The sequence below is a fragment of the Pseudanabaena cinerea FACHB-1277 genome (assembly GCF_014696345.1).
Classification (GTDB): Bacteria; Cyanobacteriota; Cyanobacteriia; order Pseudanabaenales; family Pseudanabaenaceae; genus Pseudanabaena; species Pseudanabaena cinerea.
On sequence record NZ_JACJPY010000004.1, the window covers coordinates 38418 to 64693 of the forward strand.

Annotated in this window: 23 protein-coding genes; 7 read left to right on the plus strand and 16 right to left on the minus strand. The window is 43.8% G+C overall.

The features are described from left to right. Positions 1-149 precede the first annotated feature (149 nt). Entirely contained in the window at positions 150-1664 is a 1515-nt protein-coding gene (locus tag H6F44_RS02175; protein WP_190349282.1) for a UbiD family decarboxylase, read from the plus strand. Here the strand turns inward: H6F44_RS02175 and H6F44_RS02180 are convergent. Both H6F44_RS02180 and cax read right to left on the minus strand, forming a co-directional pair. After that, positions 1641-3473 (minus strand): NB-ARC domain-containing protein, encoded by a 1833-nt coding sequence (locus H6F44_RS02180; protein ID WP_190349283.1) that lies wholly within the window; start codon positions 3471-3473, stop codon positions 1641-1643. The genes H6F44_RS02175 and H6F44_RS02180 overlap by 24 nt on opposite strands. A gap of 503 nt (positions 3474-3976) precedes the next feature. Continuing rightward, the gene (gene cax, locus H6F44_RS02185; protein ID WP_190349284.1) at positions 3977-5059 is read right to left on the minus strand and encodes a calcium/proton exchanger; all 1083 of its coding nucleotides are present in this window, start codon (positions 5057-5059) and stop codon (positions 3977-3979) included. A gap of 295 nt (positions 5060-5354) precedes the next feature. Between cax and cobO the strand changes: the two genes are divergently transcribed. Together cobO and H6F44_RS02195 are read left to right on the plus strand one after the other, a co-directional pair. Further along, on the plus strand, positions 5355-5960 hold the full coding sequence (cobO, locus tag H6F44_RS02190; RefSeq protein ID WP_190349285.1) for a cob(I)yrinic acid a,c-diamide adenosyltransferase: 606 nt from the start codon (positions 5355-5357) through the stop codon (positions 5958-5960). A gap of 130 nt (positions 5961-6090) precedes the next feature. Then, complete coding sequence (locus tag H6F44_RS02195) at positions 6091-7677, plus strand: mechanosensitive ion channel (protein WP_190349286.1); 1587 nt, start codon at positions 6091-6093, stop codon at positions 7675-7677. A gap of 324 nt (positions 7678-8001) precedes the next feature. On the opposite strand, the gene H6F44_RS02200 is transcribed toward H6F44_RS02195, so the two are convergent. The 13 genes from H6F44_RS02200 to H6F44_RS02260 form a co-directional block, all read right to left on the minus strand. Further along, on the minus strand, positions 8002-9330 hold the full coding sequence (locus H6F44_RS02200; protein WP_190349287.1) for a restriction endonuclease subunit S: 1329 nt from the start codon (positions 9328-9330) through the stop codon (positions 8002-8004). Continuing rightward, the gene (locus H6F44_RS02205; protein WP_190349288.1) at positions 9327-9677 is read right to left on the minus strand and encodes a HepT-like ribonuclease domain-containing protein; all 351 of its coding nucleotides are present in this window, start codon (positions 9675-9677) and stop codon (positions 9327-9329) included. The genes H6F44_RS02200 and H6F44_RS02205 overlap by 4 nt, the downstream gene beginning before the upstream one ends. Further along, positions 9670-9987 (minus strand): nucleotidyltransferase family protein, encoded by a 318-nt coding sequence (locus tag H6F44_RS02210; RefSeq protein ID WP_199301950.1) that lies wholly within the window; start codon positions 9985-9987, stop codon positions 9670-9672. The genes H6F44_RS02205 and H6F44_RS02210 overlap by 8 nt, the downstream gene beginning before the upstream one ends. A 410-nt stretch (positions 9988-10397) precedes the next feature. Continuing rightward, positions 10398-10673 carry a hypothetical protein gene (locus tag H6F44_RS02215; protein ID WP_190349289.1) on the minus strand — a complete coding sequence of 92 codons (276 nt, stop codon included), beginning with the start codon at positions 10671-10673 and terminating at the stop codon, positions 10398-10400. A 217-nt stretch (positions 10674-10890) separates the two neighbouring features. Next, positions 10891-11280 carry a type II toxin-antitoxin system VapC family toxin gene (locus H6F44_RS02220; RefSeq protein WP_199301951.1) on the minus strand — a complete coding sequence of 130 codons (390 nt, stop codon included), beginning with the start codon at positions 11278-11280 and terminating at the stop codon, positions 10891-10893. Positions 11281-11300: 20 nt separating this feature from the next. Then, positions 11301-11561: a hypothetical protein gene (locus H6F44_RS02225; protein ID WP_190349290.1), complete on the minus strand. Its 261-nt coding sequence runs from the start codon at positions 11559-11561 to the stop codon at positions 11301-11303. A 94-nt stretch (positions 11562-11655) separates the two neighbouring features. Then, positions 11656-12099, minus strand: coding sequence for a hypothetical protein (locus H6F44_RS02230; RefSeq protein WP_190349291.1), 444 nt, complete (start codon positions 12097-12099; stop codon positions 11656-11658). After that, positions 12038-12253: a hypothetical protein gene (locus tag H6F44_RS02235; protein WP_190349292.1), complete on the minus strand. Its 216-nt coding sequence runs from the start codon at positions 12251-12253 to the stop codon at positions 12038-12040. The genes H6F44_RS02230 and H6F44_RS02235 overlap by 62 nt, the downstream gene beginning before the upstream one ends. 106 nt (positions 12254-12359) lie before the next feature. Then, the gene (locus H6F44_RS02240) at positions 12360-13844 is read right to left on the minus strand and encodes a class I SAM-dependent DNA methyltransferase (RefSeq protein ID WP_190349293.1); all 1485 of its coding nucleotides are present in this window, start codon (positions 13842-13844) and stop codon (positions 12360-12362) included. Further along, positions 13826-17140: a type I restriction-modification system endonuclease gene (hsdR, locus tag H6F44_RS02245; RefSeq protein WP_190349294.1), complete on the minus strand. Its 3315-nt coding sequence runs from the start codon at positions 17138-17140 to the stop codon at positions 13826-13828. The genes H6F44_RS02240 and hsdR overlap by 19 nt, the downstream gene beginning before the upstream one ends. After that, complete coding sequence (locus tag H6F44_RS02250; protein ID WP_190349295.1) at positions 17121-17786, minus strand: Uma2 family endonuclease; 666 nt, start codon at positions 17784-17786, stop codon at positions 17121-17123. The genes hsdR and H6F44_RS02250 overlap by 20 nt, the downstream gene beginning before the upstream one ends. 147 nt (positions 17787-17933) lie before the next feature. Further along, on the minus strand, positions 17934-19868 hold the full coding sequence (locus H6F44_RS02255) for a GGDEF domain-containing protein (RefSeq protein ID WP_190349296.1): 1935 nt from the start codon (positions 19866-19868) through the stop codon (positions 17934-17936). A gap of 314 nt (positions 19869-20182) precedes the next feature. Then, entirely contained in the window at positions 20183-21322 is a 1140-nt protein-coding gene (locus H6F44_RS02260; protein ID WP_242016403.1) for a single-stranded-DNA-specific exonuclease RecJ, read from the minus strand. An 84-nt stretch (positions 21323-21406) separates the two neighbouring features. Here H6F44_RS02260 and H6F44_RS02265 point away from each other — a divergent pair, with 84 nt between their 5' ends. The 3 genes from H6F44_RS02265 (at position 21407) to H6F44_RS02275 (ending at position 23960) form a co-directional block, all read left to right on the plus strand. Further along, positions 21407-22519, plus strand: a complete 1113-nt coding sequence (locus H6F44_RS02265) for a histidine kinase (RefSeq protein ID WP_190349297.1) — start codon at positions 21407-21409, stop codon at positions 22517-22519. Positions 22520-22679: 160 nt separating this feature from the next. Then, positions 22680-22898, plus strand: coding sequence for an NAD(P)H-quinone oxidoreductase subunit O (ndhO, locus tag H6F44_RS02270; protein ID WP_190349298.1), 219 nt, complete (start codon positions 22680-22682; stop codon positions 22896-22898). 219 nt (positions 22899-23117) lie between these two features. After that, positions 23118-23960 (plus strand): sigma-70 family RNA polymerase sigma factor, encoded by an 843-nt coding sequence (locus tag H6F44_RS02275; RefSeq protein WP_190349299.1) that lies wholly within the window; start codon positions 23118-23120, stop codon positions 23958-23960. A gap of 28 nt (positions 23961-23988) precedes the next feature. On the opposite strand, the gene H6F44_RS02280 is transcribed toward H6F44_RS02275, so the two are convergent. After that, positions 23989-25404 (minus strand): TonB family protein, encoded by a 1416-nt coding sequence (locus H6F44_RS02280; protein WP_190349300.1) that lies wholly within the window; start codon positions 25402-25404, stop codon positions 23989-23991. A gap of 213 nt (positions 25405-25617) precedes the next feature. Between H6F44_RS02280 and H6F44_RS02285 the strand changes: the two genes are divergently transcribed. Further along, the gene (locus tag H6F44_RS02285; protein WP_190349301.1) at positions 25618-26262 is read left to right on the plus strand and encodes a MotA/TolQ/ExbB proton channel family protein; all 645 of its coding nucleotides are present in this window, start codon (positions 25618-25620) and stop codon (positions 26260-26262) included. Positions 26263-26276 lie beyond the last annotated feature (14 nt).

A 26276-nucleotide genomic window follows, 5' to 3' on the forward strand; every position in this document is an offset into this window, starting at 1 on the left:
TCACGATTCTTGATCACAAAATACAGTTAAAAATACAGTTAACATTATAGGCAGTTGTTCTTAGTACTACGGTAAATACCTTTAGAAATTGGCATAGGATACAATATTTGAGCAACTCTTGATTCAATGCCTTAGCTTGATTTATTTCTATGTCCCGTGATCTGCGCTCATTTATTGCCCTCCTCGAAGAACGTCAACAACTCCATCGCGTCAAAGCCCTAGTCGATCCCGAATTAGAAATTGCGGAGATTAGTAATCGCTTATTGCAGTCAGGCGGTCCTGCCCTATTATTTGAGAATGTGAAAGGCTACCAAACCCCTGTGGCGGTGAACCTGTTAGGCACGGTGGAACGGGTCTGCTGGGCAATGGGAATGCGCGAGCAATCGGAATTGGAAGTACTGGGCGTAAAATTGGGCAAGTTGCAAAGCCCAAAACCACCAAAAAAGCTTTCGCAGGCGATCGATTTTGGCAAAATTCTATTTGATGTGGTCAAGTCACGTCCGCAAAAAATGCTCTTCAATCCGCCCTGTCAAGAGGTGGTGCTAAATGGCGATGCGGTCGATCTTGATCAAATTCCGATCCTGCGCCCCTATCCCAAGGATGGCGGACGGGCTGTGACTCTGGCATTGGTAATTACTAAGGATGTGGAAAATGGCATTCCCAATGTGGGGGTTTATCGGTTGCAGCAACAGTCCAAAAATACGATGACGGTGCAGTGGCTATCGGTGCGCGGTGGCGCGAGACATTTACGCAAGGCGGCAGAGGCGGGGAAGAAGTTAGAAATTGCGATCGCGATCGGGGTTGACCCTGTACTAATTATGGCGGCGGCGACCCCAATTCCTGTGGATTTATCAGAATGGATTTTTGCAGGACTCTATGGCAACGCGGGAGTGCAACTTACCAAGTGCAAGACCCTTGATCTAGAAGTGCCAGCGATGGCAGAATATATTCTCGAAGGTACAATTACCCCAGGCGAAGTCGCCACTGACGGACCTTTTGGCGATCATATGGGCTATTACGGCGGCATTAATGATCAAGCGCCATTACTAAGATTCCATTGCATGACACATCGCAAAGATCCCATCTATTTGACCACCTTTAGTGGCTTGCCTCCCAAGGAGGAAGCAATGATGGCGATCGCCCTCAATCGTATTTATACGCCGATTCTGCGGCAACAGGTTTCGGAGATTACCGACTTCTTTTTACCAATGGAAGCCCTATCTTACAAAGCAGCAATTATTTCCATTAAGAAGGCATATCCAGGTCAGGCAAGGCGGGCGGCGTTGGCTTTTTGGAGTGCGTTACCGCAATTCACCTATACTAAGTTTGTGATTGTGGTTGACCATACGATTAATATCCGCGATCCGCGCATGGTGGTCTGGGCGCTCAGTTCTAAGGTAGACCCTAGCCGCGATGTCTTTATTCTCCCCGATAATCCCTTTGACTCCCTAGACTTTGCCTGTGAGAAGGAAGGTCTGGGCGGCAGAATGGGCATTGATGCTACCACGAAAATCTATCCTGAAACCGATCGCGATTGGGGAGATCCTTTAGAGAGCGATCCTGAGATTGCCGATATGGTGACAAGGCGGTGGGCAGAATATGGCTTAGCGGATTTAAAGATGGATAGTGCTAATCCCAATCTATTCGGCTATGACATCCATTAATAAGGCAAGATTGTCGCTTCCATAGCCTTTGATCATGATGGTACTCTTCGCAAATAGTTCTAGAATCGCTTGACAGTTGACTTTTAAGACATCTTGGCTCACCCATTGCCGCGCCAGATTTGCAACAATCCGTTCTAAAAATAGATGTCTTTGGATTATCTGAAACTCTTCTGGCGATTCGGATTGTACAAGATGGTGACTGCTAACCAATCCCGATTGGGATAGGCGTTGAGTGGCAATCAGATCGTTCATATTTTGGCAAAATTCTTGAATAAATCGATTGGAAATATATTTCCGCACCACTGGCTCTAGGGTGTAATGATTTTGGGACGTGATTTCTAAATCATCGGTCGATCGCTCCATCACCACGATGTCAGAGGGATCAACCACCTGCAAAAGCGATCGCCGCCGCAGAGACTCCAAAGCATTAATTGTGGAAGAGTGGGGATTTTCGGCACATAACCAGTTGCTCAGTTGCTGTTGGGTGACAGGGCGCGAGGCGATCGCCAACCAATAGATAATCTCCAATTCCGCCTTTGCCAAACTTTGACATTGCTCATCTAACAACTGACTGAGGGCATCATCAATCACAAGGGTGCTAAGCCTCAGAAAGTCAGCAATATTGCCGTTAAACTGTTCGCGCACAATATTGGCGACAATTTGCAGGGCAAAGGGATGTCCTTGATAATGTTGGGCGAGATCGCTTAGTTGCGGTGTATTGGCAGCAAAACCCCTAGCGATCAAAAGTTTACTAGCGGCCTGCATAGTTAGTCCCTTTAGGCGAAGGATGCGATAGATAGGAGCCGTCAACCTTTCCTTTTCCACAATTTCGATGGGCATCTCTCGACTGATCACAATGCAGCTACTTTGATGATCATTTGTGCCTAGTTGCCTTAGCAATTCGCTATAGTCGCTATATTCTTTTTGATATATGCCTGTCCGCGTACTGTCTAGCAGCACTTCCCAATCATCAAGAATTAATAAACAACGTTGCGATCGCAAAAGCGAAATTAATTGACTAATGCCGCGATCAATATTGTTCATAGGAGTGATCCTATGGTCACTAATTTCTGATATCAGATCACTCAATAATTCCTGAATTGGGGGTGCGTGACGCAGCGATCGCCAAACAATATTGGAGAAAGCATTTGGATCGATGGGATCATTAGAACTCTTCGGCTCCAAGCAGGGCAGCTTTTTTTGAATCTCTTCAATAAATTTGTGGGCAAGGGACTTTTTGCCCACACCGCCAATACCGATAATTGCCACCACCCGACTTCGATCAGTCAAAATCCATTTTTCTAACTGCCTTAGTTGGTCTTCGCGCCCATAAAATTCCAAGAGCTTAGGCAACTCTCCATGAGCAAGCAGCATTGGTGATGACTGTGTTGACTGTTGCTGCTGTTCGCGGGAGGGCGGTTCTGAAATCGGGGTGGCAGGTTGTTGATTTTTTGTATCCTCTGGGTTAGGTACACCAATTTGATTGCCAATTTGATGAATATCTTTGTTCTTATTTTCCATTAGCAAGAAAATATAGCTCCAAATATTGGAACGACCCAAACGATCTGCCGATGTGACTATGCCTAGATCTTGAAAAACAATGCCCAACTTTTTCCAGAATTTGGGCGATCGGTTAGTTTTGAGATAGCCAAGCGTACATGAATTATGCAGTGCGTACCTTCTATAGGTTGCCTCGACTGTCAATCCTTCCAAAGATCCCTTTAACAATTGCTTATCTAGATGATCAAGTTTTACCCCACAGCGATCGCACTTACTGATAATGAGTTCGACTATCCCTTCTGTATCCATTAATCCACACAGTTTTTTAATTAATTAGCCAGTAACATGAATAGGGTTTACCTAAACTGATGGATTCTAATTTATCACTGCATGATGTCAAAAGGGGATCAAAATACTTTAAATATTTATCATGTTCCTACTTAATATATGAATTATATAAACTTAGTTTACATAATTCATATACCGCTACAAACCCACCTACCCCAATTCATAGAAGCAGTGCCACACTTTAATGAATTAAAACTTAAATTCAGCAACATAGGGCAACCCATAGACTTGAAACCCCGACAGTTTTTTGAAAACGCTGCAAAGTGTCGCTTCCAGAAAATTTTCTCTGCACCCATCAAAGCCTCAATAGGCTGTAAGGAGTAGGGGCAGTTCATGGATTATGCTTACAATGAGGGTTGTAATCCATTTTGCACCCCGCCCTAAACCTGTGCAATTAAAACTAAAAAGTGCTGGAATGGGCTTTGCCCTTTCCAGCACTTTTTGGTTTTGATAAATTTTTATTCCTAAGCAGGTTGGAAATAAAAGGCAAAGCCTAAAATTGCATAGGTTGCCATGAGTAATGAACCTTCTAGCCAGTTAGAACGCCCATCGGAACTGATGGAATTGGTGATTAAAACGGCTACGGCTACCGCAACTAACTCAAAGGGCTGAAAATTTAAGTCCATCGGCTGACCAATAAACCAACCCACGATTACTAGTAGAGGGGCAACAAATAGGGCAATCTGCATACTTGAGCCCACCGCAACCGACACCGAAAGCTCCATTTTATTTTTCATGGCAACAGTAACGGCGGTTGTATGTTCGGCAGCATTGCCAATGATGGGTAACAAAATCACCCCTGTGAATAACTCTGTAAGTCCAAGTTGGGCTGTTGCTTCTTCTAGCGTCCCTACTAAAAGCTCCGACTCTAGCGCCACGAGCAGCGTTACTGCCAATAGTACACTAATCCATAGCTTGAGATTGATTTTTTGGGGATGCCCTGACTCGGATTCAGCATCATCTGCCTCAGATACACCAACATCATAAAGATAGGCATGGGTTTTCATGGAAAATAGCAGGGTTAGGCAATAGACCAATATCAGCACGATCGCTACGGCGAGCGATAAATTTTGTAAGATTTCTTCACTGATGCCAACGGTGGTAAAGTTGGCGGCTGTGGGCAGCAGAATCGAAATTACGGCTAAGTTCATGACGGAAGCATTTAGCCTCGCCATAGTTGGTTGAAACTCTTGCTCTTTGTAACGAAGTCCACCGAGAAACATGGCTAAACCCATGACAAGGAGCAAATTACCAATAATTGAGCCTGTGATACTTGCCTTAACTACGCCCGTAAAGCCTGCATTTAGGGCAACGATCGCAATGATTAATTCGGTGGCATTGCCAAAGGTGGCATTGAGTAGCCCCCCCCACGATGGTCCCAAAACTACCGATATTTCTTCGGTGGCAGTACTTAGCCAGCCTGCTAGGGGCAGAATGGCGATCGCTGAAGTCACAAACACAGCCGAAGGACTCCATTCTAGAAAATGAGCGATGACTGAGATCGGCACAAACACAAGCAAGCCAAAGGAGAATATTTTTTTAAACATAGCCAGCTAATTAAAGGTTAAGGCAAGTATTACAGCGCTTTGCCATCAAAATAATATTCAGAGAGATTTTGAAAGTGTTGCAAAGTCCCGTTTTCAAAAATTTCCCTGTAATCCATTTGAGGGGCAATGGCTGTAAGGCTAAATATACTGCAATCGTGCTGATAATCAATAAGCAAGTTATACCAAATTTGGAAGTGAGAGACGGTGCTTCGCGCCGTCTCTCACTTCTGGAGTTTTAACTTGTACTGACTGACTACAGCTAAATATAATTTAGGATAATTTTAGGAGAGCAATAATGGAACTGACTGCTGAGCAACATCGCGCTAAAATGCAGCGCCGTCAAGAAGTGCAGCAACAGCGTATAGCCGATCGCCAGATCACAAAGGGGTTGGTGATCGTCAATACTGGTGATGGCAAGGGTAAAACTACGGCGGCGCTGGGGATGGTGCTACGATCGCTAGGGCATGGTTATAAGGTGGCGATCGTGCAGTTTATTAAGGGCGCTTGGGAACCAGCCGAAAAGAAGATTTTTGGAGCATGGTCAGAGCAGTTAGTTTTTCATGCCCTCGGTGAAGGCTTTACATGGGACACGCAAGACCGCGATCGCGACATTGCTAAAACTCAGGAGGCATGGGCATTGGGGCTAAGTTATATTCAAAATCCTGCATACAAATTAATATTGCTGGATGAGGTAAATATTGCTCTAAAGCTGGGCTATCTGGATGTGGAAACCGTGATTGCAGGATTGAGGACTAAGCCAGACGATTCCCATGTGATCTTGACTGGGCGCGGCGCTCCTGCATCTCTGATCGAGTTTGCCGATCTTGTAACCAGAATGGAACTAGTCAAGCATCCTTTTCGGGAACAGGGGGTAAAGGCACAGGCGGGGATCGAGTTTTAGGATATACACCAGCATTGTGATCAAGCATTACAATACTTCTCAATGCTGAAAATGGCTTGTACTATGGTGAGAGCAAAACTAAATTAGCTTTAGCTTTGTTCTTACCATGTTGCATTTGGAGTACAACGAAATGTCTAGACTCTGGCTGGATCTTGCGATTAGCCCTTTGGGACAAGTCCCAGCAAACCTCAGTCTTAGTGCCGATAGCCCTTTAGTCAAATTGCTGACAGCGATCGCCATCTTGGTTGGCGGCTGGCTCGTGGCAATTGTCCTATCAAGCTTTGTGCAGGGGATACTCAAGCGCACCACCATCGACAATAAAATTGCGGCTTGGCTATCGGGGCAGGGGAATACAAACCCAGTGCCGATCGAGAAATGGATTGCGACAGCTATATTTTGGATTATTTTGCTGTTTACTCTTGTTGGGTTTTTTCAGTTTCTCCAACTAGATGCAGTTGCCGCACCTCTTAATGGCTTCTTGGCGCAAATCACCACTTTTATTCCCAAGTTGTTTGGGGCAGTTCTGTTATCTGCGATCGCTTGGGGCATTGCTACGGTTAGCAAGTTATTAGTATCACGCTCAATGCGATCGGCTAATCTTGATGCGCGACTCGGACAGCAGCTAGACGATGGCACGGATACAGTGCCACTCAGTGAAACCCTAGCCAATGCTTTGTACTGGTTTATTTTGCTGCTGTTTTTACCCCTAATTTTAGATGCGCTCGGTTTGCAGCAAGCCCTACAGCCTTTGCAAAACTTAGTTAATCAATTGCTAAGCGCTCTACCCAAAATCCTGAAAGCTGTTTTGATTGGTGCAGTTGGTTGGCTAATTGCCCAAACTGTGCGCCGCATCCTTACTAATCTTTTGACCACCGCAGGTGCTGATCGCCTTTTGCCTCAGTTTCGCTCTAGTCAAGATAATGGTGGACAGTCCCTGTCTCAACTATTGGGGATGGTTGCCTATATTTTGATTTTGATCCCTACGGCGATCGCTTCTCTTGAAGCCCTAGAAATCGCGGCGGTATCCCGTCCTGCGACTGCAATGCTCGATCAAGCCCTCAAATATTTACCACAGATCTTTGTGGCAAGTTTGATTGTAGTTGTGGCTTATTTCTTTGCCCAATTTGCCAGAGATATTGTCACCAATATTTTAACTAGTCTTGGTTTTGACAATATTTTGACTTGGCTCGGTTTACCCGCGATCGCTGGCACTGAACAGACTAGCGATCAAGCCAGTGATAGTGATAATGCTGAATCTCTAGCGACTTTACCCAAACTCACCCCATCGCAACTGGTGGGCATTGTTGTCTTAATTGGCATTATGTTAGTGGCGATCGCTACTGCCACCGATGTGCTACAAATTGCGGCGCTTACTCGCATTGTTTTTGGTGTCCTAGAAATATCGGGGCGCGTGTTGAGTGGCGTAATCGTCTTTGCGATCGGCTTGTATTTGGCTAACCTTGCCTATGGTTTGATTGCTAGTTCTGGCAGTCGCCAAGCAAGGATTCTCGGTCATACCGCCCGCATTTCGATCATTGCTTTGATCTCGGCGATGGCTCTCAAGCAGATCGGCGTTGCTAGTAATATTGTTGACCTTGCCTTTGGTCTAATCACGGGCGCGATCGCGGTGGCGATCGCCTTAGCCTTTGGTTTAGGTGGGCGCGATGTTGCCTCTGACCAAATTCGCAGTTGGCTAGAATCTTTCAAGCGTGACTAGATTCGACCTATTGAGGCTTTGTCCTGATTGACGGACAAATTTTCACCCAAAGCAGGCAGTATGTCATCGCTACAGGGATTTTAAATTTGTAGGTCAATCAAGACTTTGACTAGTACATACCCTGCAAAAATAGATACATCACAACCAAAGGATTAGCAATGCGCCGCACTGCTAATCCTTTTGCTTACAGAGGCTGGTTTTACATCCGAATATAAAGGCGTTTTTAAGTAGCTAGGCTATAGGCGATCGCGCGATCGGCAACTTCAATAATTAATAAAATATCCTCTGGCGTTGGCAAAGCTTTAGTCCTCTCTAATATTCCTCCTATTTCTTAATTTTTCCTTTTGACCTTTCCCTTTTTACTTGTTCCAACAGTACCGATGCTGGCTCATCGTCAGGGTCTTGCGGTACAAGTTCGCCCCGAAATGCCTTTGCCAATGTTGCCTGTTCTAAGCGATCGCAAAGTTTCGCCGCTTGTTGATATTCTCTTTCCATCCGATCAATTTTCTCAAACATCTCTTCAACCCGCCGAACAATTTCTTTTTGTTCTTCAAGTGGCGGACAAAATAATTCAATATCGTTCAAAATAGCTAAATTAATATTTTTTTGAGCAGTCGCAGGAGCAAAAGATTCAAGATCTTCACTGATCATGTCAATCGACCATTTAAAAAACTCTGGTAAACATTTTTTATCATCGCATACGAATCCTACGACACTATCGGGAAAACAAGCGGGATAAGACAGAATGGCAGTATCTCCAATATTTGCAGCAATTGTTATACAAACTGTACCTGCTTCCCACAATTTACTCTGACTAAGACCAAATTCACTATAAGTTTGTGAATGATTTTCTATTCTTCCGTTTGATTGTGCAATATCTCCAGTTTGAATAAATGGATAAATACCGCCATACAAACGAGAATCATTTCTTGGGCGATGTTTAGATTTTCCGCGTCCTAAGTATCCAATTTCAGCCATTTTGACTCTTCCCCAATTGAATGAAATATTGTTAGTCTCTCGCCAATCTTCTGTTAATTTACCAGAGCAAGCAGCAGCTAAAACAGCTTGTTTGTAACGCGCAATTAGTTTGGGGATGTGGTTTAGCTCATTACGCGCCGATCGCTGGCGATCGCCTATCCGATCCAATTTATCCACAATCCGCCGTTGTTCATTAAGTGGCGGGAGATTTATTTGTGTTGTTCGCAAATCTCCTAAAGAAATGTTATTCATAGCTCCACCACGAGCTTTTTCGCGTAACAACTTAATAGATTCAGAAGAGAGTTGATATAAAAGAAATTGAGGAATGCAATAAAAATTAGTTCCCCTGATTATTGCAACAGCCTGATTTGTATTTGCTGGGATATCATCTTGTTTAACTAAACAAGTTTCACCAATAGTACCTGCAATAGAAAAGAGGATATCATTTTCTTCTAGCTGAGATCTTTTCAGTGTTTCATTAGCTTCTTTAGAAATAAAGGAAGAAATTGAACTTCTAATAATTTGCTTGTTTTTTATGTTTTCAATTTTTATAAATCTAATTCCAATATCAAGAAATTGAAATCCTAAAGTTGTTGGTGTTGTTCCTTTTGTAATTAGATTAGAAATATCTTCTAAATTGCATTTAACCCACCCCATCGGCAAATCATCACTCATAACCCAACCTCATTACTTAAAATATACTCAATCTGCAAAAACACCTCAGGCAAACTATCAGTCGCAACCTCCCACACAATATCTAAGTTCACACCAAAATATTCATGAATTAACTTATCCCTCATCCCAGCCATAAACCTCCAAGGAACATCAGGAAAACGCTCTTTTATTTTTGGAGAAATGCCCTTACTCGCCTCACCCAAAATTTCCAAAGCCCTAATCACAGCATCTTGAGTTTTAAGATCATTAACAAACTCCTGATAACTGACTTGCTCAATATACATCTCAACTCTACGGATAGACTCTAACATATCAGATAGAAGTTCACGATCTGAACGTTTAGACATAGACCAGACTCTCAAGGATACTACGCGATACATTAGGATTGCGAATATGCTGTACACCCGTCAAAGTCAGCACATCCACCCTACGCCCCAAACACTCCTCAAGGTAATCACACAACTCCATAAACCGCAAACCAATCGGGCGATCAAACTCAACCACCAAATCCACATCACTAAACAAATTCGCATTCCCACGCGCAAACGACCCAAACAGAGCCAATCTCCTAATATAAAAATTCTGGCGTAAATATTCCAAATTTTGCCGCAAACACTTGATTATAGATTCCTTATCCATCGGTAAACCATCACTCATAACCCAACCTCAATTTAACAAACAAACCTTAGCATAAGACAAAAACAGTAGGGATTGGGCAATTGCGCCAAAATCTCTCAAACTCATTCAAACCCTTATCCGCAAATGCTCAACCCTTAACGCCGATCGCCCAGAAATTATGACTGCGGCAGCGAAATTTGGGATAAATGTTAGAGGTTTAGGGTAGAGCATTCCCGAATTAAAGTTATCTGTAAATTAGCAAATCGCGGCAGGAATGCTCTACCCCTACAGCCATTGCATCTTAAATTTACAAACAAGCGATTCAGTCGCTATATTTTACTTTACAAACAACCCTAAAAACCTAGATGCAGTCACAACCATCGTACCCTGCGCCCCATTAAATGCCTCAAAATCGCGATCGCCCGTAATGAGATAATCAGCAACTCTAATCATTCGCCTCGCCTATAAGCTGCGATTTCTTCAGCAATCTCTTCATCCGTAATTTCACTGACACCAGGCAAAGCCTGAGTTTCTCTAAATAGCTGCTTCATATCTTCAACCAAAGCTGCACGATTTTCTATTGTTTTAGGCTTTACATGAATACGATTAGTATTTTGTTGAAATATCAAAAAATCCACAAAATCAATCACAGAATTTAACTTGTCAGATTCAAGATTCTCTAACTTTTCCAAAAGGCGATCGCGTAACATATCAATCGTTGTCATTTGTTTTTAACCTCCGTGCCTTACATTCAAACATCATAAGCGATCTGAACGTTTAGACATAGACTAGACTCTCATTGTTAGATCCAGAGACGTAGAGGTTGAGCAATTGCGCCAAAATCTCTCAAACTCATTCAAACCCTTATCCGCAAATGCTCTACCCTTACAGCCATTGCATTTTAAATTTACAAACAAGCGATTCAGTCGCTATATTTTACTGCTACAGAGGATTAATTACATCAAAACTATCTGCATCATGAATAAGGTAAAACAAAAAATCAGAATCAGTAGTCAAAATTTGCCTATAACCTAGATTCTCAGCCGCTAAGACCAAAGTAGCATCAGCCAAGTCCATAGGGCGATCATGATAACGTTCCATTAACTCTAAAATGCGAACAGAATCTTGCTGTTTAACTTCATAGATGAATAGATCGTTGTTCAAAAGCATCTTCCCTAATTGTTTTTGGGCAACCCATCCACCACGCTTGTAAGCTAAATACATGGCTTCAGTCAAACAACACCAAGTTGTAGTCAGAGGCTTATTGAGACGCAAAACCAAATCTCTGTAAGCAATATGTTGAGACTGTTTACGATCGACTAAGCAAAGCATAACGCTAGCATCCTACAAGATCATAAATCTAATCCTTGATTACGATACTTATCTAATATCGCCTCTTGATACTCATTAACAGGCTCATGCGGTATCAACTCAAGGCGATCGACCTCATCAAACCACTGTTGCCATTTTGGAGCAACACCATCAGAGAGATTACTAGACTTAACCTCTAACTGATGCCTCATGATCATAAAGTCAATAAAACTATCAACCTCTTTTAAAATTTCATCTGGCAACTGAAACAGCTTAACCGCAGTCATTTCACGAATTGTCATTTGTTTTCAACCTCCGCGCCTTACATTCAAACATCATAAGCGATCGCCTGTAATTTAGATAATCAGCAGAAGAGCTGATCGCTCTTCACAAGACCTAGGGTAAATTCTCTAAATCCAGCAAATCTTTAAGCCTCCCACTAGATAGTTTATTCCGCTTTAAGTCTTGCAAATTAATCGTATTTATACTCAGATCATCGATTTGAACTACCAAACGATTTTCAAAACATTCATCAAATGCAACTCCTGAAATAGTAGTTAAAATTTCTAACCTTAATGGTGGCACACCCATACGAATTATTTGCTCTTCTTTAAGAAATAGTTCGGGTGATAACTCTGGAACTGCAAAACCAAACTCAATGAGAGCATTTACAATACTTGTAGCATTATCTGGGCTAATCCTAACCCAAACATCCATATCACCAGTTGCCCTTACAAATCCATAATAGCCAACAGCATATCCACCAATCAATAAGTAATCAACTTGATGGAAATTTAGCAATCTCAAAAACTCTTTGAAGTCTTGTGGTATTTGGATCATAGCCATACATTACCTGTCTTAGATGTTCCAATGCTATCAACCTTTCGGAAGGACTTTTGAGCAACCAATAGCCTTTATCTTCACTATCATCATCCTTTAAACCAACAACACTAAAAGATGAACTATCAAATTTAAAACCGTTATTGTTGTTCATGATACCTCATCAAATTCCGTACTTTACATTCAAACATCATAAGCGATCGCCTAGTAGATAAATAGGGTGCGTTACGCTAAGCTAATGCACCCTACAGAATTTTTGATTAGTTTAACTCCTCTATCAACCCATCGATCGCCGCTAGTGCATTTTTTAAATGAGTGGCGATCGCCGCCGCAATTTCTTCTGGCTCCGTCATTTCATCTTCAGGATCATCGCTAGTGTCGCGCAGCCATGCAATATCCAGATTGTCATTGCGATCGCTAATTTGTTCGCGAGTAAAGCAACGGAATCGCCCTTCTTCACCTTGATCGATGCGTGGTGACTTCCCATAGGGATCTTCACCAAAGGCGGCTTCAAATTCGGCAAAATCAGCGAGGGTGAGTTGGCGGGTTTTGCCGAAGGTGTTGGTATTGGCTCGCATATCGTACACCCACACGGCTTTGGTGTTGCCGCGATCGCTCTTACCGCGTGTAAAAAATAGCACATTAGTTTTCACGCCTTGAGCATAAAAAATGCCAGTGGGCAATCGCAAAATCGTATGCAGATCGCAGAGTTCCATTAGCTGCTGTCTTAACTTTTTGCCTGTATTATCTTCAAAGAGAACGTTGTCAGGTAAGACTACGGCGGCTCTGCCATTGGGTTTGAGGGCGCGATAGATATGCTCGACAAAGGCAAGTTGTTTATTAGAAGTTTCGGCAGTAATCGAGAAGTCATTGCGGGTGGGACGACCACCGCCTTTTTTTGTGCCGAAGGGAGGATTAGTGAGGATCACATCAGCTTTGCCAAGGGTTTCGCCATCGGGGGAGAGGCTATCGCCGCAATCAACGGGGCTTTCGATGCCATGCAGCATCAAGTTCATCAGGCAAAGGCGATGGGTATCGGGAACTAATTCTAGTCCGCGAAAGGCTTGGCAAATTTGGAATTCTTGAGCTTTGCTACTGAGTTGGTAAAAATCATCAGTCTGGGCTTTGATGTAATGATCGGCGGCGACTAAGAAACCTGCTGTACCTGCGGCGGGATCTTGGATAACTTCCCCTGCTTGGGGCTTGATCAGTCTGACGATCGCATCGATCAAAGGTCTAGGCGTGAAATACTGCCCTGCACCCGATTTCTTTTCGGCAGCATTTTTTTCTAACAAGCCTTCATACAGGTTGCCCAACCCTTCTTCACGGGCGGAAAACCAATCAAGGGCATCGATCGCATCGGTGATCGCTTTGAGATTAGTGGGTTTGCGGAGTTTGGTTTGAGCATCGGTAAAGATGGCTAGTACCACTGCGTCATTCACTTTCTTCGGTGAACCCAAATCTAGCAATAGCTGTTTGTAAAATTCTAATTGTTCCAAACCTTGGCGATCGTCAAGATCTTGCCAGCGATAGTTTTCAGGAAGGCGGCTTTCTTTGCCTGTTTCGGCAAGCATTTTCAGGAATAGCAGATAGGTCAACTCGGTGACATATTCGTTATAGGTAATGCCATCATCGCGGAGAATATTACAGAGATTCCAGAGTTTCGCGACAATATCACGGGTGATATTCCCATTTGTGCTATCGCCATTACTGCCATTATGCTTACTCAAGCTTGCTTTAACCATATTTCCTCGTTGATATCGCCTAAAATCTGCTCTAATTGTCCTTCAAAAGCACGATTAATGTTTTTAAATCCGCCATCCCGTTGAAAACTCCCTTGATCGAATGCCTCGCGATCGACTACTACTTCTTTAATAATTTGATCTCTAATCCGCTCTAACCATTTACGCTGTTTTTCTGTCCATGGTTGCCTTTTCAGAATCCTTGTAACTGCCGATCTGACGCGATCTTCATAGGGCATGAGGGGATCGCCGATCGCTGCTTGACGGACAAAACCAATGATCGAAGCCGCTATATCTTCATTTTTAGTATCGCGCCATGCTTGCTGTAAATAAACATCAGAATAGCCCTTGAGATCGAGTTCGCGGCGCAATTCTCGCAACTGGGAGCGGGTCAACTCGCGGGGACGCTGCAAAACGACGGTGAGGGCGGCGATTTGATTAACGTTATTGCGGACATAATCGGTAAAGCTATCTAAAAAATCTTGCGGTTTTTTGCCTTCACCATAGCCACGAGTAACGGAAATAACTTCATCTTCATGTTCGGAAATAGGAATCCAAGTACCTTCATAAGTGGGCTTCCATTCCCAAATTTTGCCAAGATAGGGACGCGATCGCACCCATTCGATCATTTCGGCAGTAGTCATCGTTTTGAAATTAGCGAGACTACTAGCAGGAGTTTCCCCACTTTGGGTTTCGTAATTTTCCTTAGCGCGATCGCCCATTCTGGTAATTTTTTGGCGCATTTTGACCAGAATTTGATCGCGAATTTCGGCTTGGTGCTGCGGATCACCGACCTGTATCAATTCATCAAATAGCTGCTCTAGGCTGATTTGCGGATTAACGATCACGGGTTTCATGGCGCTGACTTCTTGCATTTGTTTGTAAATATCGACAGCATCATAGATTTTGAATACCTGTTTGCCAATCTCATTACAGCGCCTTGTGGCTCTGCCGATCATCTGTTCATAGAGAATGCGGCTATTGACGCGACGCAAAAAGACAAGGTTACAGATTTTGGGAACGTCTATCCCTGTGGTGAGTAGATCAACGGTAACGGCAATGCGTGGTAAGGAATCATTACGGAAAGCGCGAATTTTGCCTTGAACGCCATCGACTGAGCCTGTTAATTTTTGAATGGCATCATTTTCTAATTCTTCATAACGTCCTTGCATAGCACGTTTGAGGCATTGCACGACTATATCAGCATGATGATCATTTGCAGCAAAGATGAGAGTTTTCTCGTCTATGAGTGGGTCAATACGGGCAGTAAGTTCGAGGGCGATCGCTTGGTTAAAGGATTCTGTAATGACCTGTTTATTAAACTTCTCCACATCAAAATTTAGCTCATCGGGCGTGTTGCTGAGATCGATCGCGCCTGTAACCGTGTTGTAACGCGAGATTTCTTCATTAGCGGCAAAACTAATCCCAAGTTCGCTGAGTTTGGTACGAATCTGGATCGGTGGCTCATGGTCGATGAGAATGCCATCGATGACGGCTTCACGATAGCCATAGGTATAAATTGGTTCACCAAAGATCGCTTTAGTATGCAGGGCAGGAGTGGCAGTTAAGCCGATTTTGACAGCATCAAAATGTTCTAAAACGCGGCGATACTTGGAGATGTAGTCATCTTGATTGCGGAAGCTTAACTCACTATCGGACATCTCGCGATCGAGCAGATAGCCACGATGACATTCATCAATCAAAATCAAATCATATTGATCAATCGGTGGAATATCGCCATTTTCTTTGGCATAGAGAATGCGCTTGACTAAGCCTTGAATTGTGCAGATATGCACCTTCGTCTCTGATTCGGGATCGATATCCTTTAAGCCCTTGATACCAAAAATATCAGCAAAGGTTCTCATACTCACAACTTTAGTCGATGTAAATTCATCGGCGGTTTGGTTGCCGAGGGCGCTGCGATCGACAACAAAACAGACACGGCGAAAGCGTTGGGCAGACAGTAAACGATATAACAGAGCGATCGCTAGTTTGGTTTTGCCAGTGCCTGTTGCCATTGCCACCAGCATCGATCGCTGATCTTTTTCGAGAGCCGCTTCAATCTTCTCAATGGCGGCGCGTTGGTGTGGATAGAGATCAAAGCCAAAATTGAAACTGGTATTTTTTAACTTCTCATGGGCAGTTTCCCGATCCATTGCCAAGAGTGCTTCCAAACCTTCGGGAGTATAAAAGTCAACTAGCGCTCGGCTGTGATTGGTGGATTTGCGGCGATCGCGAAACCAAATACCACTTGCGGTTTCCAGTTGTTTGAGATAGCCGCGCCCATTGGTAGCGAATACGAAGGGAACTTCTGGGCTATACCCTCTCGCATACCGTTCCGCCTGTGCGATCGCCCCTGCCACATTTTTGCGCCGCCGCTTGGCTTCGATCATGGCGACACAGCGCAAGCCGATGAATAGGGCATAGTCAGCAATACCATCACGGGTGGGATATTCGGCAATGGCGATATTTTTGCCCTTGGAGGGACGCACACCTTGGCTATAGCGCAGGTTTTGGCTATCCACTTCCCAACCCCGATCGCGTAATTTTTGATCGATAATCTGACGGGTTTGGTCTTCATCGAGATCAATACTTTGGGCAGCGATTTCCGACCGTTTAACGATTTCGGCAGTTTGCTTGGGAGTGACGGTGAGATTGGTAATTTGCTGTGCCAGTTTTTGTTCCGTTTCGATCGCCATTTGTTCCCACAGTTGCTTTTCGGCTTCAGCTTGACGGGCTTTGGCTTCGGCAGACATCAGGGCGCTCTCTTTTTGGGCTATTTCGAGGCGCGATCGTTCAGCAGCCGACTGACTATCAAGGGCGATCGCTTGCAGTCTCTCAATTTCCGCTTGCAGTTCGGCTGTGGCATCGATGGGCGCAACAGGTGGCACAAAGGCTCCCGCTTTAAAATTTCTGTCCTTAAAGGTGCGATGAAACCAGATGCCCAATTGTCGCGCATTTTTGAGGAGGGTGAGGGCTTCGCGGCTGTCGGTATTGCGGGAGTTATGGACAGCTTTGTTACCTGCGATGCGGATGGCATGGAAGAGATCGGCGACTTCACTAGAAATGATGCCTTCAAGTTTGAGGCGTTTGAGCAATTCCGCCTGTGGTTCGTCTGAGGATTGGTACAGCCCCGTATTGGCGGCGATGATTTTGGCAAGGCGTTCGGCATATTGGCGCAGCTTGATGATGCAGGTGTTGCTGTCGCTATGGAAAAACTGTTCAGCGAGGGCAGCAAGCTTTACCAATTGCGGATCATGCTGGTGCAAAAATTCAAAGTTAGCTGACTGTATTTCCATATTGCTGCATGAGCCATGCGGTGACGGCAGATTGATTGGCTTGGCGACTACGTTCGAGTGCCTGTTCTAATATTTCTAATTTTAGTCCAGACAGCACTAAGGATTGGCGAATATGATGACTGCCACCATCTGGGGCGATCGCAAAGGCGTAGATTTTCATAGTTTGGACATTGACGATCCAATATTCTTTGATACCTAGTTCTTCGTATTGCAGGCGTTTTGTGCCGAGGTCATCGTTGAAAGTGGTGTCCGATATTTCGATGACGAGATCGGGTAAGGGATAGATATCGAGGTCAATGATGCGCGTTCCCCATGCGATCGCATCGGCATTGTCACCAATGTAATAGGAGGCATCGGGCTGAAATTCGGTTTTCCCTGTTTTACGATATGAGCAGCCGTCATGCCCATTGATTGGGATGCCTTGCATGGCGGCAAATAGTCCCACAGCCATAATGATGATCATGTGGACTTTGGCATGATCGGAACCTGTGGACATATCTTCAAATCTCATCTGGTGGTTGTAATAGTAGCTTTTGCGTTTGTCGCTATCTGGCGCATCGGCGATCGCCACAAATTCTGTCCAAGGAGCGCTAATCCATGTGTTTAACGTTGTTTTGATTGGGGTTTCGGTTTCTACTAACAGCATATTTTTAGGTAGTTATTTCAGGGATTAGTATAAAAACTAGAAAAATCCTTGCACGAATAAAATTTTATGTACCGATATTCTCCCCAAGGACAACTATCATTGGAGAACTAGGGCTAATGTGTAAGTCTTAACAGTATTATAATCACCCTAAATCGTAAAAACCACTGACTGATTCCTTCCCTTCTGTTTTGCATGATAGAGAGCTTGGTCGGCTTGGTTGATTAAAACGCAAGGCGATCGCTCAAGGTTGGGAATATCCGACACGATCCCCATACTAACGCTGACAAAATCCTTCACATCTGAACATTGATGCGGAATTTTTAAATCAGCGATCGCCGCATGAATCCGTTCAGCAACAGCGATCGCCCCTTCAATATTAGTATTGGGCAAAATCACAATAAACTCTTCACCGCCATATCGCGCCACTAGATCCGTAGCCCGACATAGCAAAAGCTCCACAGCTTGAGCAATTTTGATGAGACAGTCATCTCCAAGTTGATGTCCATAGCAATCGTTATAGCGTTTGAAATAATCGACATCAAACATGAGCAATGATAAGGGTCGCTGCTCCCGATGTAGCCTTTGCCATTCATACATAATCCGTTCATCAAAGCATCGCCGATTAGCAATTTGGGTGAGTCCATCGAGGTTAACTAACTTTTGCAATTCCAAATTGACGCGCCTCAATTCTGCTTGTGTTTGCGCGAGGGCTAAATCTGCTTTTTTGCGATCGCTAATATCTGTCACTCTTACCAAATTCATCTCTTTTCCCGCAACTGCGATGGGCTTAGCCGCCAAATTTCCCCAGAAATGATTCCCTTTTTTGGTAATGTATTCTACTTCTTGACTCCAATATCCAAATTGTTCAATATCCCCATGAATTGATTTGATTTGCGCTTCGGTAAACTTGCACTTCTGCAAAGTTTGCCCTTCAATGCCGATAAGTTCCTCTTTGCGATCTGCTTCAAACATATTCACAGCACGGCGATTGCAGTCAAAGGTCAACATACTAAAGGGATCAACTAAAAAAATCGCATCAGCCGAGCCATTATAAATTTCTTCCCGAAGATCGTTGTTGTAAGCTAGATCTAGTTCGGCACGTTTGCGATCGCTAATATCTAGATAAATCCCTGCTAGAGTCTGAACTTTATTTTGATCATTAACGATTGGAAACTTGGTCATGATGAAGGTATGTGTTCCATCAGGTAACTGTACAGTTTCTTCAAAACTGATAGAAATCTCCTCAAAAATCGCCTGTTTTTCCATGCTTCGCAATCTTCGGATTACTTCATAGGGGAAAAAATCTTGATCTTTCTTGCCTATAATCTCCTCTTTAGGCATCTGCATCCAATAGGCAAATTCGTTATTGATGGATAAATATGTTCCTTCCAAATCTTTGATACAAATTGGTGTTGGTGCATTCTCTAAAAAAGAATTCAGTAATGCTTCACTTTGACGCAATGCTTCTTCAGTATGTTTAAGATCGCTGATATCCACATAGGCGATCGCCACTCCATATCCTTTTAAAGGAATAGGAGCCGCACTAACACTCAACCATCGCACATTGCCACTAACATCAAGCAGTCCCATCTTGACATTATCGATCTCTCGATTTTCCTTTAAAGCCCTGACGCTGGCATATTCGCTGGTGGGCATAGGCGAACCATCAAAGCGAATAATTTGCCATGCAGGGGAATCATAGGTGCGCTCTATTAGTTCTTGATTCGGTACTGTGAGGATCGCCTCAGAAGCGGTATTGCCTTCAATCAGGTTCCCTTCAGAATCAGTTACAGAAATACCGATGGGCAAACTTTCAAAAAGAAGCTTGTACTTCTGCTCTGATTTTTTGAGGGAAATTTCAATATGCTTGATTGTCTCATTAATCCAACGGGTTGCGACAATTGCAAAAACTATCGATAAAATTAGCATGATCCCACAAATGCAAACCGTCCAGAAATAGTTGCATAAAGGATTTAGCAGTCCCACCGACCCAATAATTTGCACCCCCAATGGCATCACTACCAACCATTGCAATGGGATGTCATCTATACGCGATCGCTGAGTTAGCCATTTAAGGGCCATAACAAGAAGACTCTGGAGCTAGGCTATATATGGGCTTGATATGGGTATGTATTTCTATATACACAAGTTTACCAATATTCGCTTTCTTCTTGATTAACAAGCAAGAAAAATTCACGATTCTAGCCATTAGCTTGTTTCACGAGCTTTTTTTGTAAGCGATCGTTTAGAGTCTGTTTGAGAAATCTAGACATTCGCTAAAAATGTCGATTGCTCCCCCCAGCCCCTTACGAAAGGATGGGTACATATTAAAAAAGTCCCCCTTTTTTATGGGGATTTAGGGGGATCAAAACTTTTCAAACAGCCTCTAAAACACTTCAAGGATAGAGAGTATCCTGCACTTCCCGATCCACGATTACCAAAACCCGTTCTTGTTTAATATCAAACCCCTCAGACTTTCTTTTAGTCATATAGGCGATCGCCTCTTGTTCAATATCTTTGCAAAGCTCCTGCCGCTTTTTATTTGTAGACTCACATTCCTGCGCCAAGGCGATCGCCTCTCCCATTTCATCACAGGTTAATAGATCAATAATGGTTTGAGGATTGCCAATGCGCCCGATCGCATTAATTCTTGGTCCCAAACCAAAGCCGATCGCCTCTGGTTTCATCCCCACTTGTTTATCCTTGCTAATGCCCGATTCATTAATCAGCGCAATAATCCCAATTACTTTGGACTGCGAGAGTAACCGCAAGCCTTTTTTAACTAAGCGGCGGTTAATGCCCGTTAAGGATGCCAGATCGGCAATTGTACCGAGTGTGAATAATTCTAAAAGCGGTTGCTCTAATTCTGCCCGTTTGCCAAAGCGATCGCTTAGCTCCAAAGCCAAAATATAGGCAACGCCAACACCCGCGATCGTGAAGTAAGGGGAATCGGGATCGACTTGGTATTTAGGATTGAGGATGGCTGTGGCAGGGGGCAGCTTGCTAAGGTCTTCGGGGACTTCGTGGTGATCGGTGACAATTACGGAAATACTTAAGGATTCGGCAAGGGCGATCGCCTCATATGCCGCGATGCCATTATCCACCGTGATAATTAATTTCACATCACGCTCATGACAATCTTGGACAATGCGCGGATTAATGCCATAACCCTCCGTCATCCGACTAGGAATTTCATATTCGACCCTTGCCCCTAGCAATCGTAGGGTGCGAATCAACAAAGCGGTGCTAGTCATGCCATCCACATCATAATCACCGCAAATCGTTATGCGATCGCCATTTTTGATCGCCATTTCGATGCGATCGACACTTTTTAATAAATCAGGAAAAGCTTGAATAGCAGAGGGAAACTCCTCTAACTCAGGATCAAGGAAGATATGGGCGGCTTCAGGGGTATTAATACCGCGATTAAGCAAAACCTGTGCCATTATAGGGGAAAGACCTGTTACATCAGCGATTTCCTGTGCTAATTCAGGTTGCGCGGTGCAAATCTGCCAACGCTGTTGCGGTAAATTCATAGGAACACTTATATAATTATTAAGAATGTCTTAAAAAATTTCTCAAACACTGTCTAGCCAAAATCGTTGCGAGTCCGCAAACCCATGAGGACTATTCCAACATTACCTGAATCAACCTTACAACTTTTACTCTTCATTGACGATCGCCCCAAAGCTAAAGATCTTGTCAAGGAGGTAGAGGCATTTTTGCAGCAAGAAAAAGACTGTCGTTCTGAGCTGCAAATCATCAATGTGGCTAGTCAACCGCAATTAGCTGAACTTTTTAAAGTGGTCATGTCCCCTGCCTTACTCAAACTATCGCCCTTGCCCCGTCAAACCATCGCTGGCAAGAATATCCTGAAGCAGCTAGAAACTTGCTGGGATACATGGAAGCAACAGGTACTTGAGCAAACCCATAGCCATCCGCCAGAGCTTGCTCAAAATATCGAATATATGAATGCGGTTGCCCACCTTGCCGATGAGGTATTTCGACTGACTCAAGAAAAGTCAGAAATAGAGGAACAGATCCGCTTTAAAGATCGGGTGTTAGCCATGCTTGCCCATGACTTACGCAACCCGCTTACCGCAATTTTGTTGGCGATCGATACCATCGAAAAAAGTGCCGATAAGATCGATCCCCAAATAGCAGCAAGGCTCCTAAAACACGCCCGTACTAAGGCAAAGGAGGCAGATAGCATGATTACCGACATCCTCGAAGCGGGGCGCGGGGCAAACGCACAATTTCGGACTCAGCGTCAAAAAATTCAATTCGATCAGCTTTGCCACAGCGTAATTAGTGATTTTTATCTAAATAAATGTTTAGAAAGCAAGCATCAAAAATTAATTAGGGATATTCCCACCGATTTACCCGCCGTTTATATCGATCAAGAAAAAATTCGGCAGGTTTTAATCAATCTTTTGAGCAATGCCACCAAATACACCCCCGAAGGCGGCAAAATTGAGGTGACAGTCATGCACCGCACCTCCCAAAAAATTGAGGTGAGCATTACCGACAATGGTCCTGGCATTCCTGCGGAGTTACGCGATCGCATTTTTGATGAGCGCTATCGCCTTGAGCGGGATCACCAAGCCGATGGCTATGGCATTGGCTTATCCCTCTGTCGCCGTATTATCACCGCCCATTATGGTCACATCTGGGTCGATGATGCGATCGGCAAAGAAGGCAGTTGTTTCCGATTTACCTTACCGATTTATTAGGTAAATTTATTAGGCAAATTATAGGTAAATTTATTAGGCAAAGAGTTCATTTCCCCGAAAGCGGTCAGGATGACCGCGCTACAGAAATATCAATCGGTCTGCTAATCCTTTACAATTCTTACTAGCACTCAATATTTGGCATTAATTTGGCATTAAAACTATGGCACTCAAAAAAGGCACAATGGTCAAGGCAATTCGGGAGAAGCTAGAAAATAGTCCTGAAGCAATGGCAAATGATACGCGCTGGTCATCCTATATTTTTGAAACATGGGGAGAAGTAACTGACCTGCGCGGCGAATATGTACAGATCAAGTTTGGCAAAGTCCCTACCCCTGTGATCTGGCTGCACAAAGAGCAGCTTGAAGAACAATCCGCTTAGAAATAGTCCGCACTAAGCGCAGACTCTCTCTAAACCGAAAACACCTAACAGCCTGTTAGGTGTTTTTTATTGTTAGGCATATCCAAACCCAGACAATTCCTAACAGACTAAAAGGTGACGATCGCTGCCTAAACGCCTAATCTAATTACATTGAATGCAAAAGCCATGCAAATCATTAACTAAACCTAACAAATAACTTGATTAGTTCAGGGCAGAACCATGACTACGGCAACCCATTTCTCAGAGATTAGCGAGACTTCTAAAGTACAAGAGTTGAAAGTGCGCGAGTTTTCGGTTGCCGATAAAACCACAACCCTCGAACTACTCAAGCAATATCATCAGTCCCCTTCGCCAATGCGGTCAGTCTATCTACGCGATCGCATTGTCAAATTGAATATTGGACTGATTAAAAAAGAAGTCCGCTTTTGGGCAGATCGCCAATCAGAACTTTATGAGGATCTATTGCAAGTGGGGGCGATCGGGCTAATTGGCGCGGTTGATCGCTTTGAACTAAATCGTGGTTATGCCTTTAGCTCCTTTGCCGTGCGCTACATTCGCGGCGAAATTCAACATTACATGAGAGACAAGAGTACATCGGTACGCATTCCCCGTCGATGCCTTGAACTGCAACAGCAATCAATCAAGGTGATGCAAAAACTCCGTAACACCTTACAGCGAGAACCATCTGCGAGGGAAGTAGCGCAGGCATTAGGTGTCACCCTTGAGGAATGGCAAGAGACAAAACTAGCTTGCCAAAATCGCGCCCCCTTGAGTCTAGATGCTCCCGTTCGTGCTGAGGAATTAGATTCTGCATCCATTGGTGACTTGGTTGCTGATCCTAAGAGCAATCAAGTTTTGCATCAGGATGATAAATTAAGGTTGCAACAGGCTCTAGGCAAATTAGAGCAGCGCACTAGGGAAATTGTCGAGTTCGTATTTATCGAAGACCTGCCACAGGTGGAAGTTGCCAAGATGTTTGGCGTAAGCGCGGTAACGATTTCTCGCCAAATTAAAAAGGGGCTATCAACCTTGCGCTATGTTTTAGAATCTGAAGCTTGCTAATTTTTACTCGACTTTGACAGTTTTTAGTTTACTGACTTTGTAAGTCAGTTGGCTCAGTAGCTGGGATAGATGGAGTTCTAGGAATTACTGTCGGGGTTTCAACTGGTGCTGGGGAAACTGGTGGATTAACTATGGGGGCATTCTGTAAAGATTCTTGAGGAACAGTATTGGGAGAGTTATTTGGAATGGTCACAGGTTTAATCAGTTCAGGCGAAGCGATCGGATCTCCGACAACTTCAGGGTTAGGAGCTTTTGGCGGCTGAGATGTCTGAGTGGCTGCATCTTGTACAGAGTCTACAGGATTATTGATTGGGGCAGTATTACTGGAATTATTGGGCTTATTTTCCTGCTGTTCAGATCGTCTCTGCTCGGCTTGCTCTTGTTCCACCCTTCTTTGCTCCTGATTTCTCCTTGCATAATCTGAGTTTTCAATTTGAAAATTGATTTTGGCAGGGATTGCGGCTTTGCCACTTTGGGAAGGATCAAATTTCCAGTTCCTAGCAGCTTGTTTTGCTGCTTCATCTAGTTCAGGATGTCCGCTAGAGTTAATTAAACGCACATTAATAACATTGCCGTTGGCATCAACATCAACAGCAACCTTGGCTTCACCTTCTAGACCACGCTCTTTGGCATTAACTGGATATTCAGGCTTTGCACAGCTTTGACAACGAATTCTTTGCTTGCCAGACGAGTTATGAGTGGGGTTTGCAGGGTTAGGAGCAGTATTAGTTGTGTTAGTCGTATTAGTTGTGTTAGTGGAGTTGGGATTTCCTGTTGGTAAACCAAAGGGAGCGCCGATTTTGCCTAAAGTATTGCTAGAAGCACTTCCATCAGTGCGATCGCCTGTTTTACCTAGCCCTGTTCCTGTGTTTTTTTTGCTATTGCCATTGGGAGTCAAGCTGCCCAAACCTTGGCCTGTAAATAAATTTTGCATATTAGGTGCAACTTTGATCGGACTAGAATTAGCGCTAGACAAAACCTTGCTCGGATCGGTGACAATATCTTTTGCTGCTTCAGCAAGATTTTTGCTGTCTAACGATTGATCGATATCTGTAGATGCAAGATTACCTACATTTTGCGAAGATTGACTAGGATGATCAAGATTAGCAACAGGTGCATAGGCGATCGCTTCCCGCAGGCTATCAGCAACCTCTGGCGATGTCTCCTGCTTAGTTTGTAGATCAGTCTCTACAGGCTCATTAGTATCCTCAATTTCAACAATTTGCCAATCTAGCGATTCCTCTATTTGCCCATTGGAAGAGCCACCAATAAGTCTCCCTAACTGTGGTAGTGCGGATAATGTGACAACATGAAAAGCAATGGAACAAGGGATACTTACTGCTAAGAAGATCTGAAGTGCTTTCCATTCGCGATCGCGCTGTTGATTTGCAAGATTATTGGCAGAGCAGTTAGACATTTCTGGCTTTTCTTTGTTGACATTCATAATGAAAAACTAGTGATGCTTGTAATGTAGGGTTTTGCTTAGAGACTGTCAAGTTTGACAGGCTGTCAAACTTTCTTTGCGTCAAAAAAAGCGATATGGTGATTAATGCCCAAAAAAGTCATCACACTTTTGGGAATTGGTATAGCTTCAATGCTTTACATTGCAATAAAAACCAAAGTTTACAACTGAGCGCACTTTTATTAGTCTTAACGTATGGATATTGGAAAAATTTTTGTTGCGGGGGGGATTGTCATGTATCCTCTAAGCGCCTTTTCGATTGTAGCAGCAGCCCTTGCGTCTGAACGCATCAAATTTTGGTGGTCAATTAAACATAAGCAAAGACGTTTGGTGAGGGATATTCTGAATATCTATACAAGCGATCGTCAAACGGCTCTATTCAGACTAAGAAATAATTTGCACTTTCCGATCGCTCGTATTTTTTTAGCAGCAATGGAACTAGAGTATCCCAATCCCGAAGAGTTTCGGCTGGCTCTAGAAAGTGAAGCGCAGGCAGAAGTACCAATTCTCAAACGCTTTAATACTGCCTTTGAAACAATTATTAGTCTTGCACCCCTGCTAGGATTACTAGGTACAGTGCTGGGATTAATTACTTCCTTTGCTTCACTGACTTTGGGGGATGTTGGCGGTAGTCGTACCACCAACGTTACAGCAGGAATTAGTGAAGCTTTAGTTTCCACCGCAGCAGGACTAGTGGTTGCAATTTTTACATTGGTTTTTGCTAACACATTTCGCGGATTTTATCAGCAGGAAATTGCACTCATTCAAGAATATGGCGGTCAGTTGGAACTACTCTACCGCCGTTATTATTATGAGCCAGAACATCGTTTGCAAAAATAAGATTAAAAGAAGAT

Coding starts and splice junctions, on each gene's coding strand:
- H6F44_RS02175 (WP_190349282.1), top strand. CDS start 150: ATGTCCCGTGATCTGCGCTCATTTATTGCCCTCCTCGAAGAACGTCAA.
- H6F44_RS02180 (WP_190349283.1), bottom strand. CDS start 3,473: ATGGATACAGAAGGGATAGTCGAACTCATTATCAGTAAGTGCGATCGC.
- cax (WP_190349284.1), bottom strand. CDS start 5,059: ATGTTTAAAAAAATATTCTCCTTTGGCTTGCTTGTGTTTGTGCCGATC.
- cobO (WP_190349285.1), top strand. CDS start 5,355: ATGGAACTGACTGCTGAGCAACATCGCGCTAAAATGCAGCGCCGTCAA.
- H6F44_RS02195 (WP_190349286.1), top strand. CDS start 6,091: ATGTCTAGACTCTGGCTGGATCTTGCGATTAGCCCTTTGGGACAAGTC.
- H6F44_RS02200 (WP_190349287.1), bottom strand. CDS start 9,330: ATGAGTGATGATTTGCCGATGGGGTGGGTTAAATGCAATTTAGAAGAT.
- H6F44_RS02205 (WP_190349288.1), bottom strand. CDS start 9,677: ATGTCTAAACGTTCAGATCGTGAACTTCTATCTGATATGTTAGAGTCT.
- H6F44_RS02210 (WP_199301950.1), bottom strand. CDS start 9,987: ATGAGTGATGGTTTACCGATGGATAAGGAATCTATAATCAAGTGTTTG.
- H6F44_RS02215 (WP_190349289.1), bottom strand. CDS start 10,673: ATGACAACGATTGATATGTTACGCGATCGCCTTTTGGAAAAGTTAGAG.
- H6F44_RS02220 (WP_199301951.1), bottom strand. CDS start 11,280: ATGCTTTGCTTAGTCGATCGTAAACAGTCTCAACATATTGCTTACAGA.
- H6F44_RS02225 (WP_190349290.1), bottom strand. CDS start 11,561: ATGACAATTCGTGAAATGACTGCGGTTAAGCTGTTTCAGTTGCCAGAT.
- H6F44_RS02230 (WP_190349291.1), bottom strand. CDS start 12,099: ATGATCCAAATACCACAAGACTTCAAAGAGTTTTTGAGATTGCTAAAT.
- H6F44_RS02235 (WP_190349292.1), bottom strand. CDS start 12,253: ATGAACAACAATAACGGTTTTAAATTTGATAGTTCATCTTTTAGTGTT.
- H6F44_RS02240 (WP_190349293.1), bottom strand. CDS start 13,844: ATGGTTAAAGCAAGCTTGAGTAAGCATAATGGCAGTAATGGCGATAGC.
- hsdR (WP_190349294.1), bottom strand. CDS start 17,140: ATGGAAATACAGTCAGCTAACTTTGAATTTTTGCACCAGCATGATCCG.
- H6F44_RS02250 (WP_190349295.1), bottom strand. CDS start 17,786: ATGCTGTTAGTAGAAACCGAAACCCCAATCAAAACAACGTTAAACACA.
- H6F44_RS02255 (WP_190349296.1), bottom strand. CDS start 19,868: ATGGCCCTTAAATGGCTAACTCAGCGATCGCGTATAGATGACATCCCA.
- H6F44_RS02260 (WP_242016403.1), bottom strand. CDS start 21,322: ATGAATTTACCGCAACAGCGTTGGCAGATTTGCACCGCGCAACCTGAA.
- H6F44_RS02265 (WP_190349297.1), top strand. CDS start 21,407: ATGAGGACTATTCCAACATTACCTGAATCAACCTTACAACTTTTACTC.
- ndhO (WP_190349298.1), top strand. CDS start 22,680: ATGGCACTCAAAAAAGGCACAATGGTCAAGGCAATTCGGGAGAAGCTA.
- H6F44_RS02275 (WP_190349299.1), top strand. CDS start 23,118: ATGACTACGGCAACCCATTTCTCAGAGATTAGCGAGACTTCTAAAGTA.
- H6F44_RS02280 (WP_190349300.1), bottom strand. CDS start 25,404: ATGAATGTCAACAAAGAAAAGCCAGAAATGTCTAACTGCTCTGCCAAT.
- H6F44_RS02285 (WP_190349301.1), top strand. CDS start 25,618: ATGGATATTGGAAAAATTTTTGTTGCGGGGGGGATTGTCATGTATCCT.